The sequence below is a fragment of the Streptomyces sp. genome (assembly GCF_035644915.1).
Lineage (GTDB): Bacteria > Actinomycetota > Actinomycetes > Streptomycetales > Streptomycetaceae > Streptomyces.
On sequence record NZ_DASQNP010000091.1, the window covers coordinates 1 to 24,899 of the forward strand.

The 24,899-nt window shown below is 76.1% G+C and carries 16 protein-coding genes and 1 pseudogene; 9 read left to right on the forward strand and 8 right to left on the reverse strand.

Features of this window, described 5'->3' with window-relative positions:
- Positions 1 to 251 precede the first annotated feature (251 nt).
- From VE546_RS11145 to VE546_RS11165, 5 genes are all read left to right on the forward strand, one after another.
- Complete coding sequence (locus VE546_RS11145) at positions 252 to 1,739, forward strand: HEAT repeat domain-containing protein (RefSeq protein ID WP_324921153.1); 1,488 nt, start codon at positions 252 to 254, stop codon at positions 1,737 to 1,739.
- 227 nt (positions 1,740 to 1,966) lie between these two features.
- Entirely contained in the window at positions 1,967 to 2,383 is a 417-nt protein-coding gene (locus tag VE546_RS11150; RefSeq protein WP_324921155.1) for a hypothetical protein, read from the forward strand.
- A 148-nt stretch (positions 2,384 to 2,531) separates the two neighbouring features.
- The gene (locus VE546_RS11155) at positions 2,532 to 4,046 is read left to right on the forward strand and encodes a hypothetical protein (protein WP_324921157.1); all 1,515 of its coding nucleotides are present in this window, start codon (positions 2,532 to 2,534) and stop codon (positions 4,044 to 4,046) included.
- A complete protein-coding gene (locus tag VE546_RS11160) occupies positions 4,043 to 4,942 on the forward strand; it encodes a hypothetical protein (protein WP_324921159.1) in 900 nt (299 codons plus the stop codon). The genes VE546_RS11155 and VE546_RS11160 overlap by 4 nt, the downstream gene beginning before the upstream one ends.
- Positions 4,943 to 4,984: 42 nt before the next feature.
- Positions 4,985 to 9,706 carry a hypothetical protein gene (locus VE546_RS11165; RefSeq protein ID WP_324921161.1) on the forward strand — a complete coding sequence of 1,574 codons (4,722 nt, stop codon included), beginning with the start codon at positions 4,985 to 4,987 and terminating at the stop codon, positions 9,704 to 9,706.
- A gap of 137 nt (positions 9,707 to 9,843) precedes the next feature.
- On the opposite strand, the gene VE546_RS11170 is transcribed toward VE546_RS11165, so the two are convergent.
- Positions 9,844 to 11,007 carry a serine hydrolase domain-containing protein gene (locus tag VE546_RS11170; RefSeq protein ID WP_324921163.1) on the reverse strand — a complete coding sequence of 388 codons (1,164 nt, stop codon included), beginning with the start codon at positions 11,005 to 11,007 and terminating at the stop codon, positions 9,844 to 9,846.
- A 162-nt stretch (positions 11,008 to 11,169) separates the two neighbouring features.
- Positions 11,170 to 11,508 carry a hypothetical protein gene (locus tag VE546_RS11175; protein WP_414720447.1) on the reverse strand — a complete coding sequence of 113 codons (339 nt, stop codon included), beginning with the start codon at positions 11,506 to 11,508 and terminating at the stop codon, positions 11,170 to 11,172.
- Between the two features lie 308 nt (positions 11,509 to 11,816).
- Between VE546_RS11175 and VE546_RS11180 the strand changes: the two genes are divergently transcribed.
- The 3 genes from VE546_RS11180 to VE546_RS11190 are packed head-to-tail and all read left to right on the forward strand — an operon-like array spanning position 11,817 to position 15,441.
- Positions 11,817 to 14,507 carry a nitrate- and nitrite sensing domain-containing protein gene (locus tag VE546_RS11180; RefSeq protein WP_324921165.1) on the forward strand — a complete coding sequence of 897 codons (2,691 nt, stop codon included), beginning with the start codon at positions 11,817 to 11,819 and terminating at the stop codon, positions 14,505 to 14,507.
- On the forward strand, positions 14,458 to 14,895 hold the full coding sequence (locus tag VE546_RS11185; protein WP_324921167.1) for a roadblock/LC7 domain-containing protein: 438 nt from the start codon (positions 14,458 to 14,460) through the stop codon (positions 14,893 to 14,895). Before VE546_RS11180 ends, VE546_RS11185 begins: the two co-directional genes overlap by 50 nt.
- Before the next feature lie 9 nt (positions 14,896 to 14,904).
- The gene (locus tag VE546_RS11190) at positions 14,905 to 15,441 is read left to right on the forward strand and encodes a DUF742 domain-containing protein (protein WP_324921168.1); all 537 of its coding nucleotides are present in this window, start codon (positions 14,905 to 14,907) and stop codon (positions 15,439 to 15,441) included.
- Positions 15,442 to 15,503: 62 nt separating this feature from the next.
- Here VE546_RS11190 and VE546_RS11195 read toward each other — a convergent pair whose 3' ends face one another.
- A complete protein-coding gene (locus tag VE546_RS11195) occupies positions 15,504 to 16,475 on the reverse strand; it encodes a Rieske (2Fe-2S) protein (protein WP_324921170.1) in 972 nt (323 codons plus the stop codon).
- A gap of 178 nt (positions 16,476 to 16,653) precedes the next feature.
- Here VE546_RS11195 and VE546_RS11200 point away from each other — a divergent pair, with 178 nt between their 5' ends.
- Positions 16,654 to 17,313 carry a GTP-binding protein gene (locus VE546_RS11200; RefSeq protein WP_324921172.1) on the forward strand — a complete coding sequence of 220 codons (660 nt, stop codon included), beginning with the start codon at positions 16,654 to 16,656 and terminating at the stop codon, positions 17,311 to 17,313.
- Between the two features lie 64 nt (positions 17,314 to 17,377).
- On the opposite strand, the gene glpK is transcribed toward VE546_RS11200, so the two are convergent.
- From glpK to VE546_RS11225, 5 genes and pseudogenes are all read right to left on the reverse strand, one after another.
- Positions 17,378 to 18,898, reverse strand: a complete 1,521-nt coding sequence (glpK, locus tag VE546_RS11205) for a glycerol kinase GlpK (protein ID WP_324921174.1) — start codon at positions 18,896 to 18,898, stop codon at positions 17,378 to 17,380.
- A 63-nt stretch (positions 18,899 to 18,961) separates the two neighbouring features.
- Positions 18,962 to 19,696, reverse strand: coding sequence for an MIP/aquaporin family protein (locus tag VE546_RS11210; RefSeq protein ID WP_324921176.1), 735 nt, complete (start codon positions 19,694 to 19,696; stop codon positions 18,962 to 18,964).
- A gap of 353 nt (positions 19,697 to 20,049) precedes the next feature.
- Positions 20,050 to 21,219, reverse strand: a pseudogene (locus tag VE546_RS11215) (EAL domain-containing protein); the annotation flags it as partial.
- A 272-nt stretch (positions 21,220 to 21,491) separates the two neighbouring features.
- Positions 21,492 to 22,301, reverse strand: a complete 810-nt coding sequence (locus VE546_RS11220; RefSeq protein ID WP_324921178.1) for a M15 family metallopeptidase — start codon at positions 22,299 to 22,301, stop codon at positions 21,492 to 21,494.
- A 53-nt stretch (positions 22,302 to 22,354) separates the two neighbouring features.
- On the reverse strand, positions 22,355 to 24,727 hold the full coding sequence (locus VE546_RS11225; RefSeq protein ID WP_324921180.1) for a glycoside hydrolase family 31 protein: 2,373 nt from the start codon (positions 24,725 to 24,727) through the stop codon (positions 22,355 to 22,357).
- Positions 24,728 to 24,899: the final 172 nt, after the last annotated feature.

The window sequence follows — 24,899 nt, forward strand, 5'->3', positions numbered from 1 at the left end:
CCGGGGGCCCGCGGTACGGCGCGGGGCACCGCGCCCCGGGCGGCGGTGGGCGCAGCGGGGCGGCGCGGCACCGGATTCCCCGGTATCCTTCGGCGGCCGGAGCGCCCGCTCCGGCCGGAGACGACAGGACGCCCGGGAAACCGCGGGACAACCGAGGGAGAACGGGAGGAGGACCGGCGGCCACCGGCAGAAGACGACGGGCAGCGGAAATCCCGTTGCCAGTCCCACACCCCGCACCGGATGCTGACCCTATGTTCGCCGATTCCGTCGATTCCGACATAGCGCCCAGCGGCACCTTGCTCGGCCTCCTGCAGCGAGGCCGCGGCGACGGCACGCTGCACGCTCTCGCGGCGCCGCGTGCCGAGGCGCTCGCCGCGCTGAGCCGGTGTCTGCGGCGCGACCCCCGGCGCGACTGGCAGCTCGAACACCGCTCCCTGTACTACGCCCGGCTCCACATGGAGCTGAACGCCGGACTCGACGACATCGAGGACCACCTCTTCTGCCCCGCCGACCTCGTCGACACCGGGGAGGAACGCACCGGCCTGGCCCTCTCCGTCCTGGGCCACCTCGCCTCCTACGGCGACCGCGGCGCGCTGCTGCTGCTGCGCCGCTACGCCGCCCACGGCGCCAACTGGCAGTGGGCCCTGGACGAGCTGGCCGTGCGCGACGACGACGCCGGACTGCGCTCGCTCGGCCCCGCCGTCCTGGAGCGCTTCCCGGACACCCCCGAGGGCGACGCCGAACTGGCCGCGGCCGTGCGCGACGCCTTCGAACCACGGCCCTGGCGGCTGTGGGCTGAGGATCCGGGCCGCCCCGCCCAGGCCAAACGCCTCGCCCGCGCCCGGGAGCGGGGCTCCTTCGACCGCTGGCAGCGCCAGCTGCGGCCCGCCGGACCGCGCCCGGGCTGGAGCGTGCGCGAGGTGCTCGACTGGGCCCAGGACGACGGCCCGCTCTCCCACGGCCCGGCCGACCCCCCGGCGCGGAACCCGCGGCAGCGCGAGGCCGCCGCGGCCCGCTGCCTGGCCGCCGTCGCCGGTCCCGAGGACCGTCCCGAGCTGCTCGCCGCCGCCCGGTACGGCCCCGACCGGGCCCGTGCCGCCGCGCTGCGCCACCTCGCCGAGAGCGGCGATCCCGACGCCCTGGACCTGATCGAGGCGGCCGCCACCGACCCCGCGAGCCCCCCGGACGCCCCCTCCGGCACCGTCGCCCGGGCCGCGTTGGAGGCCTTCTCCCGGATGCGCGGCGTCGCCGCCCTGGACCGGGCCCGCCGGTGGGCCCGGCGCGAGGACGCCCTGGGCGCGGCGGCCGCCGCGATGCTCGCCTGCCGCGGCGGCCGGAAGGACGTCGGGCCGGTGCTGGCCGCGCTGCGCCGCACCGTCCGTGCCGAGGGGCCCGACTCCGAGGCCCTGTGGCCGCTGGTCGACGGGGTCGGACGGCTGACCGTGCGCTGCGCCGCGCCCGTGCTGCGGCACGTCTACCGCGAGACCGCCTCCTCACAGCTCCGCGGCCGGACGGCCCGCGCCCTGGCCGCCACCGACCCGTCCTTCCCGGCGGGCTTCGCCATCGAGTGCCTGTGGGACTGCGAGGAGTCCACCCGCGAGGTCGCCGCCCGCCACGCCACGACCGGCGACACCCGGGTCGTGGAACGCCTGCGGCGGCTCGCCGCCGACCCCGCCGAGGAGGCGGGGGTGCAGAGCGCCGTACGCGGCCGGCTCGGCTCCGCGGACCCCGCCCGCTGAGCGCCCGGCCCTCCCGGGCGGCCCGGCGGCGGGCTCCCGGGACGCGGGCGCGGACGGTGTTGACGGGCCCGACGGGTTCGGGCGATGGTTCACCGGGCCGCGGCGCCAACCGGCACGGTCCGTTCCCGACCCGAGTCGGAGGTTCCGGTGGCCATGACACCCCTGCGCATCGCTCCGTTCGTCCTGCCCGGCCCGTCCGTCCCGTGCGGGCGGCCGCGGGGCATCCGGTGAGGCCCGGTGCCGGCCTGACACTGCTGGCCTGCGCCGTCGTCCTGTTCGCCTGCACGGCGCAGGAGGGTGAGCGCCTCGGCGCCGACCCCGCCGCCCCGCACGGCTCCGTCGGCCCCACGGCGACGGACACGACCGCGCCCGCGGGCGCGGAGGCGCTGGCCGAACGCTACCGGCGGGCCGGCGGGGACGGGCACGTGTACGCCCTCCAGCGGGAGTCCGGCCCCAAGGGCGTTCCCCTGCTGATCGTCCGGACGCGCAACCCGGACACGGACGACGAGGTGTTCCAGGAGCTGAAGGAGTCGGTCGTCTCCTTCCTCGCGGACGAGGAGGGGCTCGCGCCGGACCGGGGCTACCTGATGGACGTCTTCGGACCGGACGGCTCCCTGCTGCACCGCCTGGACGCCCGTCCCTGACGCCGGCCGCGGACGGACCGCTCCGCCGGTCCGGGGCGTCCGGCGAGGCCCCGTCCGCCCGGTGAACCCGCCCCGGTCCCGTGGACCGGACGCCCGCCGGCCGGCGCCGTTTCGATCTTTGTCAGTGCCAGCGCCTAATCTGTGCCACGTGACCACAGCCGTATCCGCTTCGTCCCCCGGTGCCGTCCGGCCCGCACCGGGCCCGGCCGCCGACGAGGGCCTGGCCCGGCGGCTGCGGGCGCTCGCCTGCACCGCGCCCCTGCACGACCTGGACGTGCGCAAGGCCAACCTGGCCGGGGAGTACGGCACGTACTCGATGGCGGAGGTGGCGCTCGCCGCCATCGACCTGGTCACCCTGCACATGGACTTCGACACCGGCGCCGACCACGAGGAGATAGTGGCCCGGCTGCTGCCCCGCGTCGCGGCCCAGGCCCCGCAGCGGCCCGCCGCCGAGCACGAGCGGGTCGCCCGCTGGGTCCTGGAGAACCTGATCAACGTCGGCAGCGTCGACCGCGGCTTCCGCGCCGTCTACGGCACCTTCGGCCCCGACGGGGAGTACGTGCGGCGCGACTACGACTTCAAGCTGATCGAGGAGGTCCCCGGGCCGGGCGGGGGCGTCTACCTGCGCACCACCGACGAGGCGGTCAACGTCCTGGTCGGCGCCCTCGACACGGACGTCACCAGCGCGCAGATCGCCGCCGAGGTCAAGCTGGAGGTGCTGATCAGCCGCGGGCGGCTGGCCGACGCCCAGCTCGCCGCCGAGCAGGCGCGCTACCGCACCGTGCAGTACGCCGAGACGCTGCGCCGCACCCTGGAGGCCACCCGGCGCAACGTCCGCGCGGTCGACTGGCTGAACGCCGTCCCCGACATGATCGCCGAGGCCCTCGACCACGTCGCCGACCGCTACCGCCACGAGAACGCGATCCTCACCAACATCCGCAAGGCGCGCGACGAGGCGGAGAGCGCGGAGAACAAACTGCGCGCCGCCGAGCTGGTCGACATCGTCAAGGACTGCATCCGGCGCCACACCCAGCTCCAGTCCCGGCTGCTGGAGGCGGGCCCGCTCTTCCGCGCCGAGCAGGACCGGCAGGCGTTCGCGCCGCCCGCCGCCCGCGCCGGCCTGGACGTGTACGGCCAGCTCCTCGCGCCGGTGCTGCCGCTGCCCCTGGAGAGCGCCACGAAGGTCACCGACGCCTTCTTCGCCCGCGGCACCGGGCTGCGCACCCCCGCCGCCGTACGGCTGGGGGACCTGACCGAGATGCTGCTCACCCCGCCCGCCCCCCGCGAACACCTGGGCGCCGAGATGCCCGAGCCCGACCTGGTCGCCACGCCCGACGACAGCCGGTTCAGCGAGGAGCAGATGGAGGCCGCCATGGAGCTGCTGGACCTGCCCCACGACGCCCCGCGCCGGCTGTCGGGCCTGCTGGCCGAGGCCCGCCGCCGCGATCCCGACCTGCCCTACCTGGTGGCCCTGCTGGCGGTGCACGCCGCCAGCCCGCCGGTCGGCACCGCCTACCGGCAGGGCGAGCGGCGGCTGCTGTTCGCCGTGGACGACGGCACCGAACTGGACGACCCGGAGTTCGGCGGCGCCGACCTGATCGTGGGCACCGCCCTGCTGGACGCGGAGGGCATGGCCGCGGACCGTACGGAGGTGACACCGTGAGCGAGTACGGACGGTACGACGACCACGAGGGGGAGGCCCCCCAGGGGGCCGGCGAGCGGTCCGGCGCCGCCGCGCCCGTCACGCCCGCGGACGCCGCGGACGCCGCCCGGCTGGTCTCCTTCGGGCTCCAGCCCAAGCTGCTGCCCGCCCGCGACGCCGAGTACGCCGACCTGCTGCGGCGCTACCAGGAGGATCCCGCCTTCGCCCGGCTCGCCGACGCCGTCGCCACCGGCCTCGGGCTGGTCGTGCTGGAGGTCTCCCCCCGCGCCGGGATGGCGGTCACCGCCGCGGAGGACTCCGTCTTCGCCGTCCGCATGAGCGACTACGCCCGCCGCGCCGCCGCAGACTCCGCCGACCGCTTCCTCCACGGCCTGGCCCACCTGGCCATCGCCGCCCTGGCCTTCCCCCGGCCCGAGGACCTGGCCGACGACGGCTACGTCGGCCGGATCACCGTCAACGGCGTGGACGCCTTCGTCCGCCAGGCGTGCCGCCGGCTGGAGGAGCGCGCCGAGCGGGAGGGGGAGAACACCGACCCGGTCAGCGACGCGCCCGGCCTGGAGGCCGCCTGGCGGGTGTACGCCCGGCGCAGCGCCACCGGGGCGACCAAGGACGCCCGGCGGCTGGCCGGCTCCACCACCGGGATCGTCGCCAAGGCCGCCGCCTTCCTCGCCGACTCCGGCTTCCTCCAGCGCACCGGCGACGACGCCGGGGGCACCTACCGCACCACCGCCCGGTACCAGCTCCAGGTGCGCGACATGGCGGGCAGCGCCGCCATGTCCGAGCTGCTGGCGCTGGGCGTCGTCCCGGTCAGCGACGGCAGCGCCACCCTGCTGCCGCCGCCCGACGCCGACGATCCGGAGCTGGTCGCCGACGCCGGACTGCCCTTCCACGCCTGACCCGCACCCGACCCCACCCTCAGCAACGAGAGCCCCGCCGCCATGTACGAGCTGTCCCGGATCCGCCTCTACTCCATCGGGCCCGCCGGTGCGCGCTACGCCGACACCGTGCTGGACCTGCGCGGGGTCGGCGAGCCGGTGCCCAGCCCCGCCCCCGCCCAGGGCGACTTCTTCGAGGAGGAGCCGACCGGGCCGCCGCGCCGCCCCGCGCCCGCGGGCGTGCTCTTCCTGGAGAACGGCGGCGGCAAGTCCGTCCTGCTCAAGCTGATCTTCTCGGTGATGCTGCCCGGCCACCGCAACACCCTCGGCGGCGCCAGCTCCGGCGTGCTGCGCAAGTTCCTGCTGGCCGACGACTGCGGGCACGTCGCCCTGGAGTGGCAGCACACCGTCACCGGCGAGACCGTCGTCGTCGGCAAGGTCAGCGAGTGGCGCGGCCGGCAGGTCTCCAACGACCCGCGGAAGTTCGCCGAGGCGTGGTACAGCTTCCGGCCCGGCCCCGGCATGAACCTGGACTCCCTGCCGGTCGCCGAGTCCACCGCGGTGGGGCCCGTCCCCGAGGGGACCTCCGCCGCCCGCGGCCGGCGCCGCACCATGAAGGGCTTCCGCGACGTCCTGATCGAGACGGGCAAGGCGTACCCCAACCTCGACGTGGTCTGGGAGGAGGTCCACGAGCGCTGGATCGAGCACCTGGGCGACCTCGGCCTGGACCCGGAGCTCTTCCGCTACCAGCGCGAGATGAACGCCGACGAGGGCGAGGCCGCCGGCCTGTTCGCCGTCAAGAACGACTCCGACTTCACCGACCTGCTGCTGCGCGCCGTCACCGACACCCGCGACACCGACGGGCTGGCCGACCTGGTGCACGGCTTCGCCCACAAGCTGGGCCGCCGCGCCGAACTGACCGCCGAACGGGACTTCACCGCCGGCTCCCTCGACCTGCTGCGGCGCATCGCCGAGGCCGCCCAGCGGCGCGAGACGGCCCGCGCCGTCCACGCCGGGGCCGAGCAGCGCACCCGCACCCTCGCCCGGCGGCTGGCCGCCCGCGGCACGGAGGAGCGCGGCCGCGCCGCCGAACTCGCCGAGCGGGCCGACCAGGCGGCCCACGCCGTCACCGCCGCCGAACGCGACCGCGAGCGCGCCTCGCTCATCGCCGCCGAACTGGCCTACCGCCACGCCTCCCTGGCCCTGGCCGCCGCCGAGAAGAGCGCCGCCGCCCAGCGCCGCGAACTGAGCGACGCCCGGACGCTCCACGCCGCCTGGCAGGCCACCGAGACCGTGCTGGCGCACCGCGCCGCCGCCGACCGCGCCGCCCGGGTCGCCGCGGCCATCCGCGAGGCCGAACGCGACGCCGCCCCCGCGCTGGCCGCCCGTGCCCGCGCCGCCACCGACCTCGTACGGGCCCTGCACGCCGCCGCGGAGCGGGCCGAGCAGCTCGCCGCCGAGGAGGAGGAGCGCTCCACCGCCCTCCAGACCGCCGGCGAGGCCGCCCACCGCGACGCCACCACCGCCGCCACCGAGGCCCAGCGCGCCCGCAGCGAGAGCGAGCACCTGCGCCAGCGCCTGGCCGAGGTCGAACAGGAGACGGCCGAGGCCGTACGGGCCGGCTGGCTGGACGACTCCGCCCCCGACGCCGACCCGGCCCGTGCCGCGCTGGCCGCCAGCGACGCCGAGAAGGCCGCGGTCGCCGCCTGGGAGGCCGCCAAGGAGACCGCCCGCCGCACCGCCGAGCGCGCCCAGGAGACCGCCGCCGCCCTGAGCCGCGCCGAACTCGCCGCGGCCCGCGCCGCCGACGCCGCCGAGGCGGCCGACGCCGCGTACGCCGCCGAGCGCCGCGCCGCCGAGGCGCTGGGCGCCGAGGAGCGCCTGATCGAACTGCTCGGCCTGCCCGCCGCCGACGCCGGCGCCGAGTCCGGTGCCGGCGCGTCGCCCGCCGGCCGGGGCGCCCCGGGGCCGCTCAGCGCCGAGGAACTGGACCGCAACGCCGAGGCCCTGCGCGACCTGCTGGAGGAGAGCGTCGCCGCGGCCGAGCGGCAGCTCTTCGACCTGCGCACGGCCGCCGCCGACGACGCCCGCATCCTCGGCGCCCTCGGCGACGGCGGACTGCTGCCGCCCGGCCCCGACGTCCTGGCCACCGTCGAGTACCTGGGCGAGCACGGCATCCCCGCCCTCCCCGGCTGGCGCTACCTCGCCCAGGCGGTGGACCCGGCCGACCACGCCGCCGTGCTCGCCGCGCGGCCGGAGCTGGTCGACGGGGTCGTCATCACCGACCCGGACAGCCACACCCGCGCCCGCGAGGTCCTGTCCAACGCCGCCCTGCTGCCCCGCTCCGCCGTCGCCGTCGGCACCGCCGCCGCCCTGCTGGCCCCCACGCCCGCGCCCGGCGGCGGGGAGGACAGCGGCGTCTTCCTGGTGCCGCCCAACCCGGCCATGCACGACGAGCGCGCCGCCGACGCCGAGCGCCGGCAGTTGCGCGAGCGCGCCGCCGCCCGCGACGAGGAGATCCGCGCCCTGGCGGCGCGGCTGTCCGCGGACCGGTCCCTGGCCGCCCGGCTCGCCTCCTGGCGCACCGGCTGCCCGCCCGGCCGCCTCGACGAACTGGCCGCCACCGCCCGTGCCGCCGCGGAGGTCGCCGAGACCGCCCGGCAGCGGCTGGAGGAGGCCCGGACGGCCGCGGCCGAGGCCGAGGAGACCGCCGCCGAGGCCGCCCGCGTACGCGAGGAGCGGCAGGAGCGCGCCCAGCAGGCCCGCCGCTCCGCCGACGCCCTGGCCGGTCTCGCCTTCCGGCTGCGCGAACGCACCAAGTGGCAGGCCAGGCTGCGGGAGCTGGCCGTCGAGGTGGCCGAGTCCGAGGCCCGGGCCGCCGCCTGCCTGGAGCGGGCCCGCGCCGCCGACGAGGACCGCCGCGCCGCCCAGCGCGCCGCCGACGACGCCCGCCGCACCGCCCGTGCGCTGCGCGCCGAGCGCGCCGAGATCGCGGGCGCGCCCGACGGGATCGACGGCTCCGCGGTCCCCGACGACGGCGGGTCCTCCGCCGAGCCGCCGGCCTCCCTGCCCGCCCTGCGCGAGGCGTACCGCGCGGCCTCCCAGCTCTACGAGAAGGTCGGCGTCGGCGCCGACCTGCGCGCCGAGCAGGCCCGGGCCGAGGGCGACGAGAGCGCCGCGCGCGCCGCCCTGGACCGGCTCACCAACAAGGTCCGCACCCGCGCCGCCCAGCTCCTGGAGGGGCCCGACGGCGCCGACGGCCCCTCCCGGCAGGCCGCCGCCGCCCGCGCCGAGGAACTGGTCCACATGCTGGAGTCCCGTGCCTCGGCCGCCAGCGAGCAGCTCGGCCGGCTGCGCGGCGAGGCCGAGCGTCTGGCCCCGACCGAGGGCGAGGCCCACACCGAGCTGCCGGTGGACATGGTGCCCGTCGGTGTCGAGCACGCCCAGTCCCTGCTGCGCACCGCCAACGCCGAACTGGCCGCCCGTACCGACGCCCTGGAGGCCGCGCGCGCCGCCCACGCCGAGCTGGTGCGCGCCCACCGCGCCGCCGAGGAGGCGGCCGGCGCCTTCGAGGAGCTGGCCGCCATGCTCCGCGACCTGCTGCGCGATCCGCACGGCGCGAACGGCACGGGCCCGGGGGAGGGCGAGGCGGGGCCCGAGCCGTACGCCGACTCCCTGGACCAGGCCCGGCGCGCCGCCGCCGAGGCCCGCCGCTCCCTGCGTGGCTGCGCCGCCGACCTCACCGCCGCCGAGGCGGCGGTCCGCGAGGCGTGCGACGTGCTCGTACGGCACGCCAACTCCACCCGCTACGAGCAGGTGCGCACCCCGGCCCGCCAGCAGATCCGCGAGCTGCCCGCCGCGGCCCTGCCCGACCACGCCGCCGCCTGGGCCGCCGCCTTCGAGCCCCGGCTGCGCGTCCTGACCGACGAACTGGAGCAACTGGAGCGCAACCGCGACAGCATCGTCGACCGGCTGCGCGGCCTGGTGGAGTCCTCGCTGGCCACCCTGCGGTCGGCGCAGCGGCTGTCCCGGCTCCCGGAGGGCCTGGGGGAGTGGTCCGGCCAGGAGTTCCTGCGCATCCGCTTCGAGGACCCCGACCCGGCCGGCCTCACCGAGCGGCTGGGCGAGGTGATCGACGAGGCCACCCGGGCGGCCGTCCGCCGGAACTCCGACCTGCGGCGGGACGGCATGACCCTGCTGCTGCGCGGTGTCCACGCCGCCCTCCAGCCGCGCGGGGTCGCCGTGGAGATCCTCAAGCCCGACGCGGTGCTGCGCGCCGAGCGGGTGCCGGTCGGGCAGATGGGGGACGTCTTCTCCGGCGGCCAGCTCCTGACCGCGGCCATCGCCCTGTACTGCACGATGGCCGCGCTGCGCAGCAACGACCGGGGCCGCGACAAGCACCGGCACGCGGGCACGCTCTTCCTCGACAACCCCATCGGCCGGGCCAACGCCACGTACCTGCTGGAACTCCAGCGGGCGGTGGCCGACGCGCTCGGCGTCCAGCTCATCTACACCACCGGCCTGTTCGACACCACGGCGCTCGCGGAGTTCCCGCTGGTCATCCGGTTGCGCAACGACGCCGACCTGCGGGCGGGGCTGAAGTACATCAGCGTCGAGGAGCACCTGCGGCCCGGGCTGCCGAAGCAGGACCCGGACGCGGAGCCGGTGCACGGCGAGATCACGGCCACCCGGATGTTCCGCCGCCCGGACCGCCCGGAACGCACGGACCGGGCCGAGCGGACGGGTCGGCCGCAGGAGGCCCGCACCGTCCCCGCCCCCGGCTGACGGTGTCCCGCGCCCCGGCCGCCACGGCGGCCGGGGCCGGGGCCGAGGCCGTGGCTGTGGCGGCCGGGGTGCGGGCCGTCCCGCCGCAGGCCCCGGTCACCGGTCCCGCTCCCCCTCCCTTCCGGCGGGGGAGGGGCTCAGCTAGCGAAGGCCGGGAAGGCGAAGCGCTGGACGGCTCCCATCGCGTCGCCCTTGGCGTCGGTGCTGTTGACCGAGTAGACGAGGGTCCGGGACAGGTCGCGCGTCGCGGCGATGACGGTCTGGTAGCCGGGACGCGAGCCCGTCTTGCCCCAGACCTCCCTGCCGCTCACGACGTGCCGTTCCATGCCGCCCGCGGCCCTGGTCGCCCCGGGGACGTCCGGCACCGTGAAGAACTCCTCCAACTGGGGTTCCGGGACGACCTTCCCCTCGAACAGGGCGACGAGGAGCCGTTCGAGGTCGGCGGTGGTGGAGATCATGTCCCCGGCCGCCCAGCGGTCCGACATGTTCCACTCGGTGACGTCCACCAGCTTCCCGTCGATCCAGTCGTATCCGCGGTTGTGCGGGCCGTGGACGCGGGGGTCGGAGCCCTTGGGGAAGGAGGTGTGCCGCATGCCGAGCGGCCGGAGGATCCGTACGGCGGCCTGGTGCTCGTAGGTGTCGCCGGTGACCTCCTCGATCAGCATGCCGAGCACCGTGTAGCCGATGTTGCCGTACTCCTGCCGCGTCCCCGGGGCGGACGCGGGCCCCTTCGCGACGGCCGAGGCCACGACCTCCTCCGGCCTGAGGGTCTCGAAGCGGTGCGGGTACCCCTCCTCCACGGTGTCGCCGAGCGAGCCGCCGGCCTGGAGCCCGCTGGTGAAGTCGAGCAGTTGCCGCACGGTGACGGGCTCGGTGAAGGCGGGCGTCAGCAGTCCGGGGAGGTAGGTCTCCACGGACGCGTCGAGGTCGACCCTCCCCTCGGCGGCGAGCTGCAGCACGATGGCCGCGGTCACCACCTTGGTGACGGACCCGGCCCGGAACCGGCCGTGCTCCAGGACCTCGGCGCCGGTCCTGATGTCGCGCACCCCGGCCGCGCCGTGCCACGAGCCGTCGCCTCCGACGCGGACGAGCGCCGCCGTCACGTCCTTGTCCGGCAGCCCGGCGAGTGCGGCGCGCAGCGCGGCGACGTCGGGCCCTCCGGCGTCCTCGGCGCCGGAGGCGGGGAGGCCGCTGACGGCCGCGGGGGAGCGGGGCAGGGCCAGGGCGGGACCGGCCGCCGGTCCCGCGGCGATTCCGAGGACGAGGGCGGCGGCCAGGGCGGTGCGGGTGCGTGACTTCATCGGTTCCTCCAGGAGCCGGACGGATCGTTGCCGTGCACCACATCCTGGTGATCAACGGAGCCCGGGGGATCGTCACCGAGGAGGGCCGGCGGCCCCGACGTCCGCCGGGGGCGACCGGCGCGCTCCCGGGCGGCCGTTGTCGGGGATCACCCCCAGGAACCCCTAGGAGGCCTCCCGGGGCGCCCGCTCACCGGCCTGCCCGGGCGACGGGTTCCGCCGGCCGCGGCGGAGCGGGCCGTACTCGCGCGCCACGCTGCTGGGGGTGGAGATCACCCCGTTGCGCTGCACCCACATCTGCCGGGTCACCCACACGTCCAGCACCCCCCAGGTGGTGACCACCGTGCTCGCCACCGCGAGGAGCACCGTCGGCAGGGCGAACCACACCCGGGCCAGGGAGCACAGCACGGCGATCATGACCAGCACCAGCGTCACCGCCACCAGGATGACCGCGCGCACCGCCGCCGCTCGCACCGGATCGGGCATCCGTGAAGCGGCGTCCACGCAATCTCCACCTTCCTCGCACACCGCATCCTCGCCGTGGTCCGCCCGGAACTGATCGAACCCGCCCGGCCCCCAGTCGGCCCTGCTCAGACCCATGTGATCTCCCCGCACCGCGTCGCGTCCGCGTGTCTCGCGGCCCGCTCGATCCCCGGCGTATCCCAGCATGGCGCGGCGATCTCGCGAACCACCGCCGGACATGCGCGTGATGGCTCGGACGTGTCTACGAGTTGTTCGCCGTGAGTAGTAGGCTCGCGCCGTTTGCTGAGGAAATTCATGCCCCCGTGCGAGGGGAGGACGTAGGGGAGGCCATGCGCTTTCGGGGCAAGTCGATACGCCGCAAGATCGTGGCGTTATTGCTGGTTCCCCTGGTGGCGCTCACCTCGATCTGGGCGTTCGCCACTGTGATCACCAGCCGTGAGGCGAACCAGCTGCTCGACGTCGCCGCCGTCATGGACGAACTCGGCGGCCCGGTCCAGGAGACCGTCCACTCCCTCCAGCGGGAACGCCGCCAGGTCCTGGTCTACCTCGCCGATCCGCGCCGCTCCGACTCCCTGACCGCCCTGCACGACGGGCGGCGCGCCACCGACAGGGCGGTGGCGGCCTTACGCGCCGGCGCGTTCGGCGACGGGGTCCGCGGCGAGCTGGACGCCGACTCCCGTAGACGTCTGGACGACCTCCTCGACGGACTCGACCGGCTGGGGAAGGTGCGCGCCCGGGTCGAGGACAACACCATCGAACGCCGGGACGCCTACGACGCGTACAACGCCCTCGTCGACCCCTGCCACGCCTTCCTGACCAGCCTGCGGGGCCTGGACGACGTCCGGCTCGACAAGGAGGGCCGCGCCCTCATCGGCCTCGCCCGCGCCCGCGAGTACCTCTCCCGCGAGGACGCGCTGATGGCCGCCGCGTTCACCGCCGGCCGGATGACCAAGGACGAACTGCGCGCCTTCTCCGACCGGGTCGCCGAACGCGAACTCACCTACCGCAACCACCTCGCGACGCTCCCCGCCGAGGACCGCGACAGGTACGAGGCGTTCTGGTCCGGCACCGACGGCCGGGCCCTGCGCGCCGCCGAGGACCGGATCATCGGCGCCGGCGCCGACGCGGCGGTCGGCGCCTTCAACGCCGAGCACTGGCAGAAGACCGCCACCGGCGTCCTGGAGGAGCTGCGGCGCCTGGACGAGGAGGCGGTCGCCCGCTACCACCAGCGCGTCGAGCCGGAGGCCACCTCCGTGCTGATGCGCGCCGGGACCGCCGGGATCCTCGGCTTCATCGCCGTGATCGTCTCCGTGATCGTCTCCTTCCGCATCGGCCGCGGCCTGATCCGCGACCTCGGCGCCCTGCGCAGGGAGGCCAACGAGGCGGCGGGCGTGCGGCTGCCCAGCGTCATGCGGCGGCTCGCCGCGGGGGAGCAGGTCGACGTCGAGACCGAGGCGCCGCGCCTGGAGTACGGACGCGACGAGATGGGGCAGGTCGGACAGGCCCTCAACACCCTCCAGCGGGCCGCCGTCGAGGCCGCCGTCAAACAGGCGGACATGCGCCGCGGCATCTCCGAGGTCTTCGTCAACCTCGCACGCCGCAGCCAGGTGCTGCTGCACCGGCAGCTCACCCTGCTGGACGCCATGGAGCGGCGCACCGAGGACCCCGAGGAACTGGCCGACCTCTTCCGCCTGGACCACCTCACCACCCGGATGCGCCGCCACGCCGAGGGACTGGTCATCCTCTCCGGCGCCGCCCCGTCCCGGCAGTGGCGCAAACCCATCCCGCTGATGGACGTCGTCCGCGCCGCCGTGTCCGAGGTGGAGGACTACGAGCGCATCGAGGTGCGGCGGCTGCCCCCGCTCGCGGTCGACGGCGCCGCCATCGCCGACCTCACCCACCTCATCGCCGAACTCCTGGAGAACGCCACGGTCTTCTCGCCGCCGCACACCGGCGTCCAGGTGCTCGGCGAGCGGGTTCCCAGCGGCTTCACCCTGGAGATCCACGACCGCGGCCTCGGCATGTCGCCCGAGGCGCTGCTGGAGGCGAACCTCCGGCTCGCCGAGACCTCCGACTTCCAGCTCTCCGACACCGACCGGCTCGGCCTGTTCGTCGTCTCCCGGCTGGCCCAGCGCCAGGGCGTACGGGTCTCCCTGCAGCCCTCGCCGTACGGGGGCACCACCGCCGTGGTGCTCATCCCGGGCGCGCTGCTGACCGAGTCGCCGCAGGCCGCCGGGGGCGCCGACGGGCGCGGCATCGGGGACGCCGCCCGGACCGCCGCGGGCCTTCCCCGCCGCGAGGCGCGTCCCGTCCTCGGCGCGGTCAGGGACGGGCCGGTGGAACTGGAGGCGCCCGTCGACGCCCTGGAGGAGTCCGGAGGCATCGGCGCCCTCTTCCGCGGGCGCCCCGGGCACCCCGGCCACCGCGCCCCGGCCGTCCCGGGGTTCCCGCCCGACCAGCACCAGCAGGCGGACGAGGAGTCCGGCCCGCCGCACGGCCCCGGACCGCTGCCGTCCCAGGGGCCCCGCCCCCTCTTCCCGGCCTCCGGCCACGCGCACCCGGCCGACACCGGTGCCGCGTCCGGCGGAGCGGGACAGGAGCGCCGGCGCCGGGAGGAACCGGGGCCGCCGACCACGGCGGGCGGGCTGCCCAGGCGCGTACGGCAGGCCAGCCTCGTCCGGGAACTCAGGCCGGACGCCCCGGGCCGCGACCCCGAGCGGGGACGGTCCCGGGCCGGGGAACAGGCCGGGGGACGGGACCGAGAACAGGGCCGGGCCCGGGAACAGGGGTGGGGCCGGGACCGGGACGCCGACGAGGCCCGCGACCGGATGGCCTCGCTCCAGCGCGGCCTGTGGCGCGGGCGACGGCAGAACACCGACCTCCCGGACGGTGCGGACACGGACGGCCCGGACGGCGGGCACGGGCCGGCCGACGCGGCGCCGGGAACGACCCACTGGAGAGGAACGGCCGATGACCGCACCACACGGCACGGGAGACGGCGCCTTCCGGGGGACGGGTGAACCGGACTGGCCCCTGGACGAACTGGTGGGGCGGGTCGGCAGCATCCGCAAGGCCCTGGTGCTCTCCGGCGACGGCCTGCCCACAGGCGCCTCCCGGGGCCTCACCCGTGAGGAGGGCGAGCATCTGGCGGCCGTGTCCTCCGGCCTCCACAGCCTCGCCCGGGGCATCGGCCGGCACTTCGGCACGGGGGAGGTCCGGCAGACCGTGATCGAACTGGACGAGGCGTTCCTGCTGGTCGCCGCGGCGGGTGACGGAAGCTGTCTGGCGGTGATGGCGGATTCCGACGCCGACATCGGCCGGATCGCCTACGAGATGACCCTGTTCGTCAAGCGGGCCGGTGCCCGTCTGGGCACCGCGCCCCGGCACGGCGCGTCCGGCGGGGGGTGACGTTCGGTCATGACGGACCGGTGGTTCGACGACGCGGCCGGGCCGGTGGTGCGGCCGTACGCCATGACGCGCGGCCGTACCCGCAGTGCCGGCGGGAGCCGCATCGACCTGATCGCGCTGGTGGTCGCCGCGCCGGAGACGGCGGGCGCACCGACGGACGCGGCCGGGGGAGCGGACGCCGGTGCGGGCGGCGCCGGTCCTCCCGTCCCCGCGGCCCGGGCCTCGACCGCCGGCGCACTCCCCGAGGGCCCCGGCGGTCGCGGGGACCGCGGTGGCCGCGGCGATCCCGGTGGCGTCCCCGGTGCTCCCGGCGTCCTCGGCTCCCTCGGCCCGGAGCACCTGGACATCGTCGCCCGGTGCCGGCGGTCCCCCCAGCCGGTCGCCGAACTGGCGGCCGGGCTGGACCTGCCGGTGGGGGTCGTCCGCGTCCTCGTCGGCGACCTCGTGGACGCCGAGCTGGTCCGCGTCACCCGCCCCGTCCCGCCGGCCGAACTGCCGGACGAGAGCATCCTGCGCAATGTGATCAACGGCCTGCGGGCGCTGTGAGTCCCGTCCCGCCGCGCTCCGGCCCCGCGCCCCGGACCCGCGGTGCGGCGGCCGCGGGACCGTCAGGCCGACCTGGGCACGGAGCGGCGTGCGGAGCGGTGCGCCGCGGCCGGATCGGCGACCAGGCGCGCCTCCACCCGGCCGTCCACCACCCGGGTCTCGAAGGCCGGCTGGGGCGCGGTGGCCGGGCCGCGCACGTTCCAGCCGTCGGAGAGGCGGAAGGTGCTGCCGTGCCACGGGCACCGCACGCAGCCGTCGACGATCTCCCCCTGCGACAGCGGCCCGGCCATGTGGCTGCACCGGTCGGCCAGCGCGTGCACCTGCCCGCCGACCTCGCGGACGACGAGCAGCGGGGTCTCGCCCACGTGCCGCCGCACCGGTTCGCCGACCGGCAGGTCCGCCACGTCGCCGATCGGATGCCAGCCGGGCTCCACCACGGCGGGGACCTGCTCGGCGTGGTTGGCGCCGGCGGCCTGCCGGTAGGACAGGTGCCCTCCCAGACCGCCCCCGATCCCCACCGCGGTCAGCCCGGCGAACCCCAGCGCGCGCCCCAGTCCGCGGCGGCCGCGCAGCCGGGCGGAGAGCGACGCGGCGTACAGGCCGACGGCCGTGATGTTCGTGGCGGCGTGCACCAGACCGACCCTCATCTGCGGCTTGCGCAGCTCGGCCCAGTCCACCCAGCCCGCCAGGGCGGCCGGTGCGGCCGCGGTCAGCCCCAGCCCCACCAGGGTGTCGGCGCCGCGGCGCTGCCCGGGCAGCAGGTCCAGCACGGCGGCGGACATCCAGGCCCCGATGGGGATCTGCACCATCAGAGGGTGTGCCGGGTGGCCCAGCCAGCGGCCGTGCAGGACGTCGCGCGCGCCGCCCAGCGGGAGCGCGCGCACGACGCGCCGCAGCGGCCCGAGCGCGGGGTCGAGGCGTGAGGTCCCCTCCAGCTTCTCCACGGCGGTCAGCACCCGCCCTGGACGGTCGGGCTCCGGAAGCTTCGAGCGGACGGCGGAGAAAACCCCACGAACATTCCGATAAACAGGCATACCACTCCGTTTCCTGGCGGGGTGGGCCGTAAACGACCCGCTGAGGTGGTCACGGACCGGTCCCGCGCCGATTCGCCCGGAGAGGGCGTCCGCGGGACTTGTCGTGACCGCCTCCTTGCGGAACGATCGCTTGCCCCGGCGGGGGCGGGCACTGTGAAGAAGCGGAGGAAGAGGATCGATGGTCTTCGGGGGCTCTGACCGCCACCGGGAGGACACCGCGGTCGGGCCGGTGACGCTCAAGGTGCTGGTGGCGGGCGGCCTGGGGGTCGGCAAGACCACCCTGGTCGGCTCGGTCAGCGAGATCAGACCGCTGCGCACCGAGGAGATACTGAGCGAGGCGGGCCGTCCGTTCGACGGCCCGGAGGACCTCGCCGCCCTCGGGGACATCCGGAACCTCGGGAAGGCGGACGCCGCGGGGAACGCCGCGAAGGTGACCACCGTCGCCATGGACTTCGGCCGCATCACCCTGAGCGACACGCTGACCCTCTGCCTCTTCGGCACCCCGGGCCAGGGCCGCTTCCGGTTCCTGTGGGACGAACTGGCGCAGGGCGCGCTCGGCGCGGTGGTCCTCGTCGACACCCGCCGCCTGGAGGACTGCTTCGCCGCCGTCGACTACTTCGAGCGGCACGCCGTCCCCTTCGCCGTGGCCGTGAACCGCTTCGACGGCATCGAGCACCACCCGGTGGAGGCGGTGCGCGCCGCGCTCGGCCTGGGCGAGGAGGTGCCGGTCCTGCCGTGCGACGTGCGGGAGCGCGACTCCGCGCGCGAGGTGCTGGCCTCGGTGGTCGAGCACGCCCTGCTCACCGGCGCCGCCGGGCGCCAGGGGGCCGCCACCTGACCGCCGTCCGGCCCGCGGCCCCGGGGCCGCGCACCGGCGCGGGCCCGGGGCCGCGGACCTCCGGTCAGTCCTCGTGCTCCTCCCAGCCGAAGCTGCGCTCGACGGCCTTGCGCCAGTTGCGGAGCTCACGCTCCCGCGTCCCGGCGTCCATCTGCGGGGTCCACTCGGCGTCCTTCTTCCAGTGCGCCCTGAGTTCGTCCAGGTCCGACCAGACCCCCGTGGCCAGCCCGGCCGCGTACGCCGCGCCCAGACAGGTGGTCTCGGAGACCACCGGCCGGATCACCGGCACGCCCAGGACGTCCGCCTGGTGCTGCATCAGCAGCCCGTTGGCGGTCATGCCGCCGTCCACCTTGAGACTGGTGATCTCCACGCCGGAGTCCTGGAACATCGCGTCCACGACCTCGCGCGTCTGCCAGCTCGTCGCCTCCAGCACGGCCCGCGCCAGGTGCGCCTTGGTCACGTAGCGGGTCAGGCCGGTGATGACGCCCCGCGCGTCCGAGCGCCAGTACGGGGCGAACAGCCCGGAGAAGGCCGGGACGATGTACGCGCCGCCGTTGTCCTCCACGCTCGCGGCCAGGGGCTCGATCTCGGCGGCCTCCCGGATGATCCCGAGCTGGTCCCGGAACCACTGCACCAGGGCGCCGGTGATGGCGATCGAGCCCTCCAGGCAGTAGACGGGCCGCTCGCCGCCGAGCCGGTAGCCCACCGTGGTCACCAGGCCGCTCTTGGAGGGGACCGGGCGGTTGCCGGTGTTGAGCAGCAGGAAGGAGCCGGTGCCGTAGGTGTTCTTGGCGTTGCCGACGTCGTAGCAGGTCTGCCCGAAGACGGCCGCCTGCTGGTCGCCGAGCGCCGAGGCCACCGGGACCCCGGTGGACATCCCGACCGCGGTGGTGCCGTACACCTCGGCCGAGGAGCGGATCTCGGGCAGCATCGCCTCGGGGATGCCCATGGCGTCGAGGATCGAGGAGTCCCACTGCAGGGTCTCCAGGTTCATCAGCATGGTCCGGCTGGCGTTGGTCACGTCCGTGACGTGCACACCGCCGTCCGTGCCGCCGGTGAGGTTCCAGATCAGCCAGGAGTCCATCGTGCCGAAGGCGATCTCGCCCGCCTCGGCGCGCTTGCGCAGCCCCGGCACGTGCTCCAGCAGCCAGGCGGCCTTCGGCCCGGAGAAGTAGCTGGCCAGCGGCAGTCCGGTGCGGTCCCGGAAGCGGTCCTGCCCGACCTCGCCGCCCAGCTCCCGGCAGAGCGCCGCGGTGCGGGTGTCCTGCCAGACGATGGCGTTGTGGACCGGCCTGCCGGTGGCGCGGTCCCACAGCACGGTCGTCTCGCGCTGGTTGGTGATGCCCATCGCGCTGAGGTCCCCGGCGCGCAGCCCGGCCTTGGCGAGGGCGCCGGCGACCACCGCCTGGACCTTGGACCAGACCTCGGTCGCGTCGTGCTCCACCCAGCCGGGCTTGGGGAAGATCTGTTGGTGCTCCCGCTGGTCGACGGCGACGATCGCGCCGTCGTGGTCGAAGATCATGCAGCGACTCGACGTGGTGCCCTGGTCGATCGCGGCGACGTACGTGGGTTCGGTGTCCGTCATGAGGTTCCCTCCGGCCCCTTCTCCTCGTGCTCCTGGTTCCCGTCCGTTCCCGCGGTCCGCCGTTCAGAACGCGAGGTTGTAGATGAGCGCCGCGAGGACGCCGCCGATGAGCGGTCCGAGCACCGGAACCCAGGAGTACCCCCAGTCGGAGGGGCCCTTGTTGGGGATGGGCAGCAGGGCGTGGACGATGCGGGGCCCGAGGTCGCGGGCGGGGTTGATGGCGTAGCCGGTCGGACCGCCGAGGGACAGGCCGATCCCCACCACCAGCAGCGCCACGACCAGCACCAGGGTGCCGGACTCGCCCAGGCCCCGGGTCAGCCCGAAGGCCAGGATCGGCAGCACCAGGGCGACGGTCGCGATGATCTCGGTGATCAGGTTGGCCACCGGATTGCGGATCTCGGGGATGGTCGAGAAGATCCCGAGGGTCGGCAGCGCGGTGTCCTTGTCGGCGTTCGCCGCGAACTGCGCGTAGTAGACCAGCCAGGCCAGTACGGCGCCGAGCATCGCGCCGACGAGCTGGCCCGCGATGTAGGTGGGGACCTTGCCCCAGCCCTCGCCGCTCTGCACGGCGATGCCGACGGTCACGGCCGGGTTGATGTGCCCTCCGGACAGCGGCGCCGCGGTGTACGCGCCCGCCAGCACGCCGAAGCCCCAGCCGAAGGCGATGACGACCCACCCCGCCGCCCTCGCCTTGGAGTGGTTGAGCGTGATGGCGGCGCAGACCCCGGCGCCGAACAGGATCAGGATCGCCGTTCCGATGATCTCGCCGAGGAAGATGTCGCCGTGGGAGTAGTTCATTGCCGCTCCTCGTGCCCTCACCCCGGGCAGCGGCCCCGGGTGTCCCTGCAGGGTGCGTTCTGCGGTGCCGACGGAGCCGGCGGCAGGCAGAAACCCGCGCCCCGCCCGGCATCCGCGACGAGCGTGCGTGTCCGGCGGAATCGCCCGGGGAGTCTGCGGTTCTGGAACTTACCTGCGGCGATACCGTCTGATAATCGGAAGTCTTCACCCGGGTAACGGAAGCGTCAAGGTAAGCCGCGCGGTGAAGCGGCCCGGTCCGCCGTACGGCCCGGAAGCGCCCGCACCGCGCTGACCGGGCGCAATCACCGGCCGGGGCGGGGCCCGCGCGGTGCGGAACAGCCCGATCCCGGATGCGGCATCCGGGTGAGCGGATTCAGCCCGGAGGCGTCCTCGAACCGGCCGGCGGCCAGCGCCCTGACGACCTCGGCCAGCCGTACCACGCCCACGCACCGCCCCGCCTCGTCCACGACCGCCACGTCGTCCGCCGTACGGTCGCGTCCGTCGGCGGCCACCACGTCGAGCACGTCCCAGGCGGTGGCCGTCAGCCGGACCGTGCGCGGCCGGTCCGCGAGCCGGACCGCGGGCCGGTCGGCGTACGGCGCGGAGCCGTACCGGCCCGACATCGCCCGCAGGAAGCGGTTCCGGTCCACCGCGCGCACCGGCACCCCGTCGGGGTCCACCAGCAGCACCCCGGTCACCTCCGGCGAACCGGTGAGCAGCGCCCGCACCTGGGAGGCGGAGGCCGACAGCGGCAGCATCGCGGCGGGATGCAGGAGCTCGGCGACCGGCGGCCCTCCCGTGCCGCCGCCCCCGGGCGGCGGCACGGTGGGCGGGCACAGGGGACGGTGGGCCTCGGCGGCGGGACGGCGCGCGGGCGGGGCGAACAGGTGACCCTGGGCCAGGTGCGCGCCCGCCGCCCGCGCCGCCGCGTACTGCAGCTCGGTCTCCACGCCCTCCACCGCCAGCAGTGCGCCGGTGCCGTCGCAGAACCGCCGCAGCCCGGCGACCGCCGCCCGGTGCGCGGGCCGGTGCGGTAACCCGGCGACGACCCCGGCGTCCACCTTGAGCAGATCGGGGGAGAGGTCGGCGAGCAGCAGCAGCGGCAGGTCGCCGTCGCCGACCCCGTCCGCGCAGATCCGGAAACCGTCCCCGCGCAGCGCGCCGACCGCCGAGACCAGCGCCTCGTGCGGCACGCGCGCCAGCGGCGGGGTGATGTCCAGCGTCACCTCCCAGGGGCGGCGGCCGGCGTCCCGCACGGCCCGGCGCAGCGCGACGAGGTCCCCCAGGCCCGCCAGGGTGGCGGCGAAGACGTTGACGTGCAGGGGCAGCAGCGCCTCCTGACGGGCGGCCGACCGCACGGCCAGCGCGGCGAGCTCGGCGTCCAGCTCCGGATCGCGGCGGGCCGCGGCCAGGACGTCGCCCTCCCGGGAACGCACCAGGACCTCCAGGGCCGCCACGGAGCCGGTCGCGAGGTTCACGACCGGCTGGTAGGCGAATCGGAGGTGACTCGGCCAGGCACGCACGGCACCAGCATGCGGCCGGGGCGGGCCCGCCGGGGGAGTGTTCGCGCAGAGTTCACGAGCAGTTCCGGGACACCGGCGCGCGGCCTTCCGGAAACGCTCCGGGCGCGCCGGGAGACGGTCCGGTCCGGGGGATGTCGCGAACGCGTGACAGCGGACCGGGGCCGCGAACCTTCCCCCCGGAAACGGCGTCCACACCCGCAGACGGCGGTGCGGGGCCCACGGGGGTGGTTCCGCACCGCCGTCCGTCGTCCGCCGCTCCCGGCCCCGGCCCGTCAGCGGCCGGTGAGCGACCTGCGGTGCACGGGGAAGTCGAAGTGGGTGTCGGGGAACGGCTCCGGCCGGAAGGTGTAGTGCCACCACTCCGCCGGATAGTTGACGAACCCCACCCGTTCCAGCGACTCCTTCAGCAGCAGCCGGTTGGCGCGCTGCTCCCCGGTGATCCGCGGGTCCAGGGTGTGCGACAGGGTGTCGAAACAGTCATAGCCCGTCCCCATGTCCACCGAATTGTCCGGAAAGCGCTCCTCCGGCGGCGCGAAGCACGGCGTCAGCGGCTCGCCCGGCACGTACGGGCGGGTCGGCCACGCGGGCAGCCGCACCAGGGTCAGGTCGACGGTGCTGCCCCGGCTGTGCCCGGACCGCTCGGCGATGTACCCGTCCGCGAACAGCCGCGTCTTGTCCACCCGCGGGTAGAACTCCCCCTTCATCCGCTGGTCGCCGAGGTCCCGCGCCCACGCCACGAAGTGGTCCACGGCCCGCTGCGGGCGGTAACAGTCGTACACCTTCAGCGAGTACCCCTGCCACAGCAGCCGCCACTGCGCCCGGCGCAGGGCCTCGGCGGCCTCGCGGGTGAGGATGCACATCGGCCTGCGGTAGCCGTCGACGGGCTCGCCGACGAAGTTGTGCGGGGTGGCGTAGCGGATCTCCTGGATGATCGTCGGGTCCACGTCGGCGAGCGCCACGAACCCGGGCGGCGCCTTCGGCTCCGGCTCCGCCCGGGCGGCCGGCGCCGCGGTGAGGAGGAGGACGAGGACGAGGGCGAGCAGTGCTCCGGCGGTCTTCCCGATCGGTTTCGTGATCACCATGGCCCTCCGTCTACCAGGCGCCCGGCGCGCCGCGGAAGACCGCCCGCGCGCCCTCACACCCGTCCCGCATCCCCCTCGCGCCACTGCGCCCGCAGACCGCGCACCCGCACCGGGTACCCCACCTCCGCGGCCCCCTCACGCACCACCGCCGCCTCCCGGCCCAGCATCCGTACGGAGAACCGCTCCAGCTCCACCCGGTCCCAGCCGTCCCCGGCCTCCGCGGCGACCACCCCGCCGCCCGTCCGGCCGTGCGGCGGCGCCCACACCTCCAGCTCGACCCCTCCGTCCGGCCCGGTCACCGGCACCACCGCCCCCGCCCGCGCCAGCACCGGAATCCGTGACAGCGGCGCCTCGACCACCACCTGGCCGGGGCCCTCGTACGCCTCGCCCGTGGCCGTGTCGTACCACCGCCCGCGCGGCAGCCGGACGGTACGGCGCGTCACCCCCGCCTCCAGCACCGGCGCCACCAGCAGCGCGTCCCCCAGCAGGAAGGCGTCCTCGCACTCCCGCAGCGCCCGGTCCTTCGGCGCGCCCCACCACAGCGGCCGCACGTACGGCGCGCCGGAGCGGTGCGCGAGCCGGGCCAGCGTCACGAAGTACGGCAGCAGCCGCTCCCGCTCCCGCAGCGCCGCCCGCGCGTGCTCCACCACCCCGGGCCCGAACTCCCACGGTTCGCGCCGCCCGGCACCCGGCCCGCTGTGCGTACGGAACAGCGGCAGGTACGCGCCCAGTTGGAACCAGCGCAGGTACAGCTCCGGATCCGGGGCCGGCCCGGTCGCGCCCCCGATGTCCGCGCCGCAGTACGGCACCCCGCACAGCCCCAGGCCGATCACCTGGCCGAGCGAGGTCCGCAGCCCCTCCCAGCCGGTCTCCACCGGGTCCGTCCAGGTGCCGCCGTAGCGCTGCAGGCCCGCCCAGCCGGAGCGCGACAGCAGGAACGGCCGCTCCTTCGGCCGCAGCCCCCGCAGCCCCTCGAAGCCGGCGCGGGCCATCGCCAGGGCGTAGACGTTGTGCGCCTCCCGGTGGTCGCCGCCCCGGGACTCCAGGCAGTGCCGGGCCGACCGCGGCAGCGCCGGTGCGCCGAAGGCCGCGAGGGAGGCCGCCCCGTCCGTCTCGTGGCAGAAACCGGCGAAGCCCTGCGCCAGCCGTTCGGCGTACAGCCCGCCCCACCACTTGCGCACCCGCGGATCGGTGAAGTCCGGGAACACCACCCCGGGCCGCCCCGGTCCGCGCACCGGCCGGCCCTCCGCGTCCCGTACGAAGGCGTCCTCGTCCCTGCCCCCGTCGTACACCGCCCCGCCCGCCTCCGCCGGCACCTCCGGGCCGACGGCCGACACCAGCCGTACGCCGTCCTCGCGCAGCCCGGACGCCAGGGCCGGCAGGTCCGGGAACCGCTCGGGGTCCACGGTGAACCCCCGGCGCCGCCGGTGGTGGCCCGCACCCAGGTGCACGGCGCGCAGCGGCAGACCGCGCTCCGCGTACCCCGCCACGACCCGCCGCACCTCGTCCTCGCCCCCCGAGCCCCACAGGGCGTGCTGGTGCCCCAGGGCCCACCGCGGCGGCACCGCCGGCGCCCCCGTCAGGGCCCGCCAGCCGTGCAGCACCCGCGACGGCGCACCGGTCAGCACCCAGTAGCGCAGCGGGCCGCCCGACATCCGCACCTCGCACCTCCCCGGCCGGTCGTGGCCCGAACCCGCTCCCTCCAGGCCCTCGCGCAGCGTCACCAGGCCCTCCCAGGAATTGTCGTGGAAGACCAGGTGGCCGCCCGCGTCCGCCACCACCCACAGCACCGGCATCGTCAGCGACCGCACCTCGCGCCCCGCGCCGGGGGAGTCCGGTCCCGCGTTCCACAGGCGGTACGAGCCGTCCCGCAGCCGCGGCCCCGGCGCCCACCCGCCCAGCCCGAAGAACCGCGCGTCCGAGGACACCTCCGAACGCTGCACCCAACGCACCGCGCCACCGTCCACCGGCTCCCACCAGCGCGGCGGCAGGTCCCGCCGCAGCACCACACCGCCCGGGGTGCGCACCTCCACCGCCCCCAGCCGGGTCACGGTCACCAGCACCCGCCCGGAGACCACCCGCCAGCCGCCGTCCTTGTCCGGCTCCAGCGCCGCCCGGGCGTCGGCCTGCGGATACGTACCGGCCAGCGCGTACGACGGCTCCGGCACGGCACCGTCCCAGCCGCAGAACACCATCCCGCCCGCCGTCACCCGCACCCGCAGCGACGCCCGTTCGAAGTGCACCACGCCGCCGCCCGGCTGCGGCTCGGCGCCCTGCGCCGGGCCCGGCACCCGGGCCCGCTCCCGGCCCGCGCGCGGCAGCGCCCGGGCGTCCGCGCGCCGGTTCCGCCACGCCGCCCGCGCCGTCCGCAGCCCCTGCGTCACACCGACCACCCTCACCGACCGCACCAGGCCACGTGCATCCATGCTGCTCAGCCTGCCATCACCGGCGCACCGCCCACGCCGCGTTCAACCGGCGTTCACCCAACGTCCCCCCGTGGTTGCACCACACCGCCCGGCTCCCCGATATGGGCCGGCCGCCCTGGTGCACGGCCCGATCACGTGGCATCGTCCTGCACAGCCGCCGCGTACGCGCACG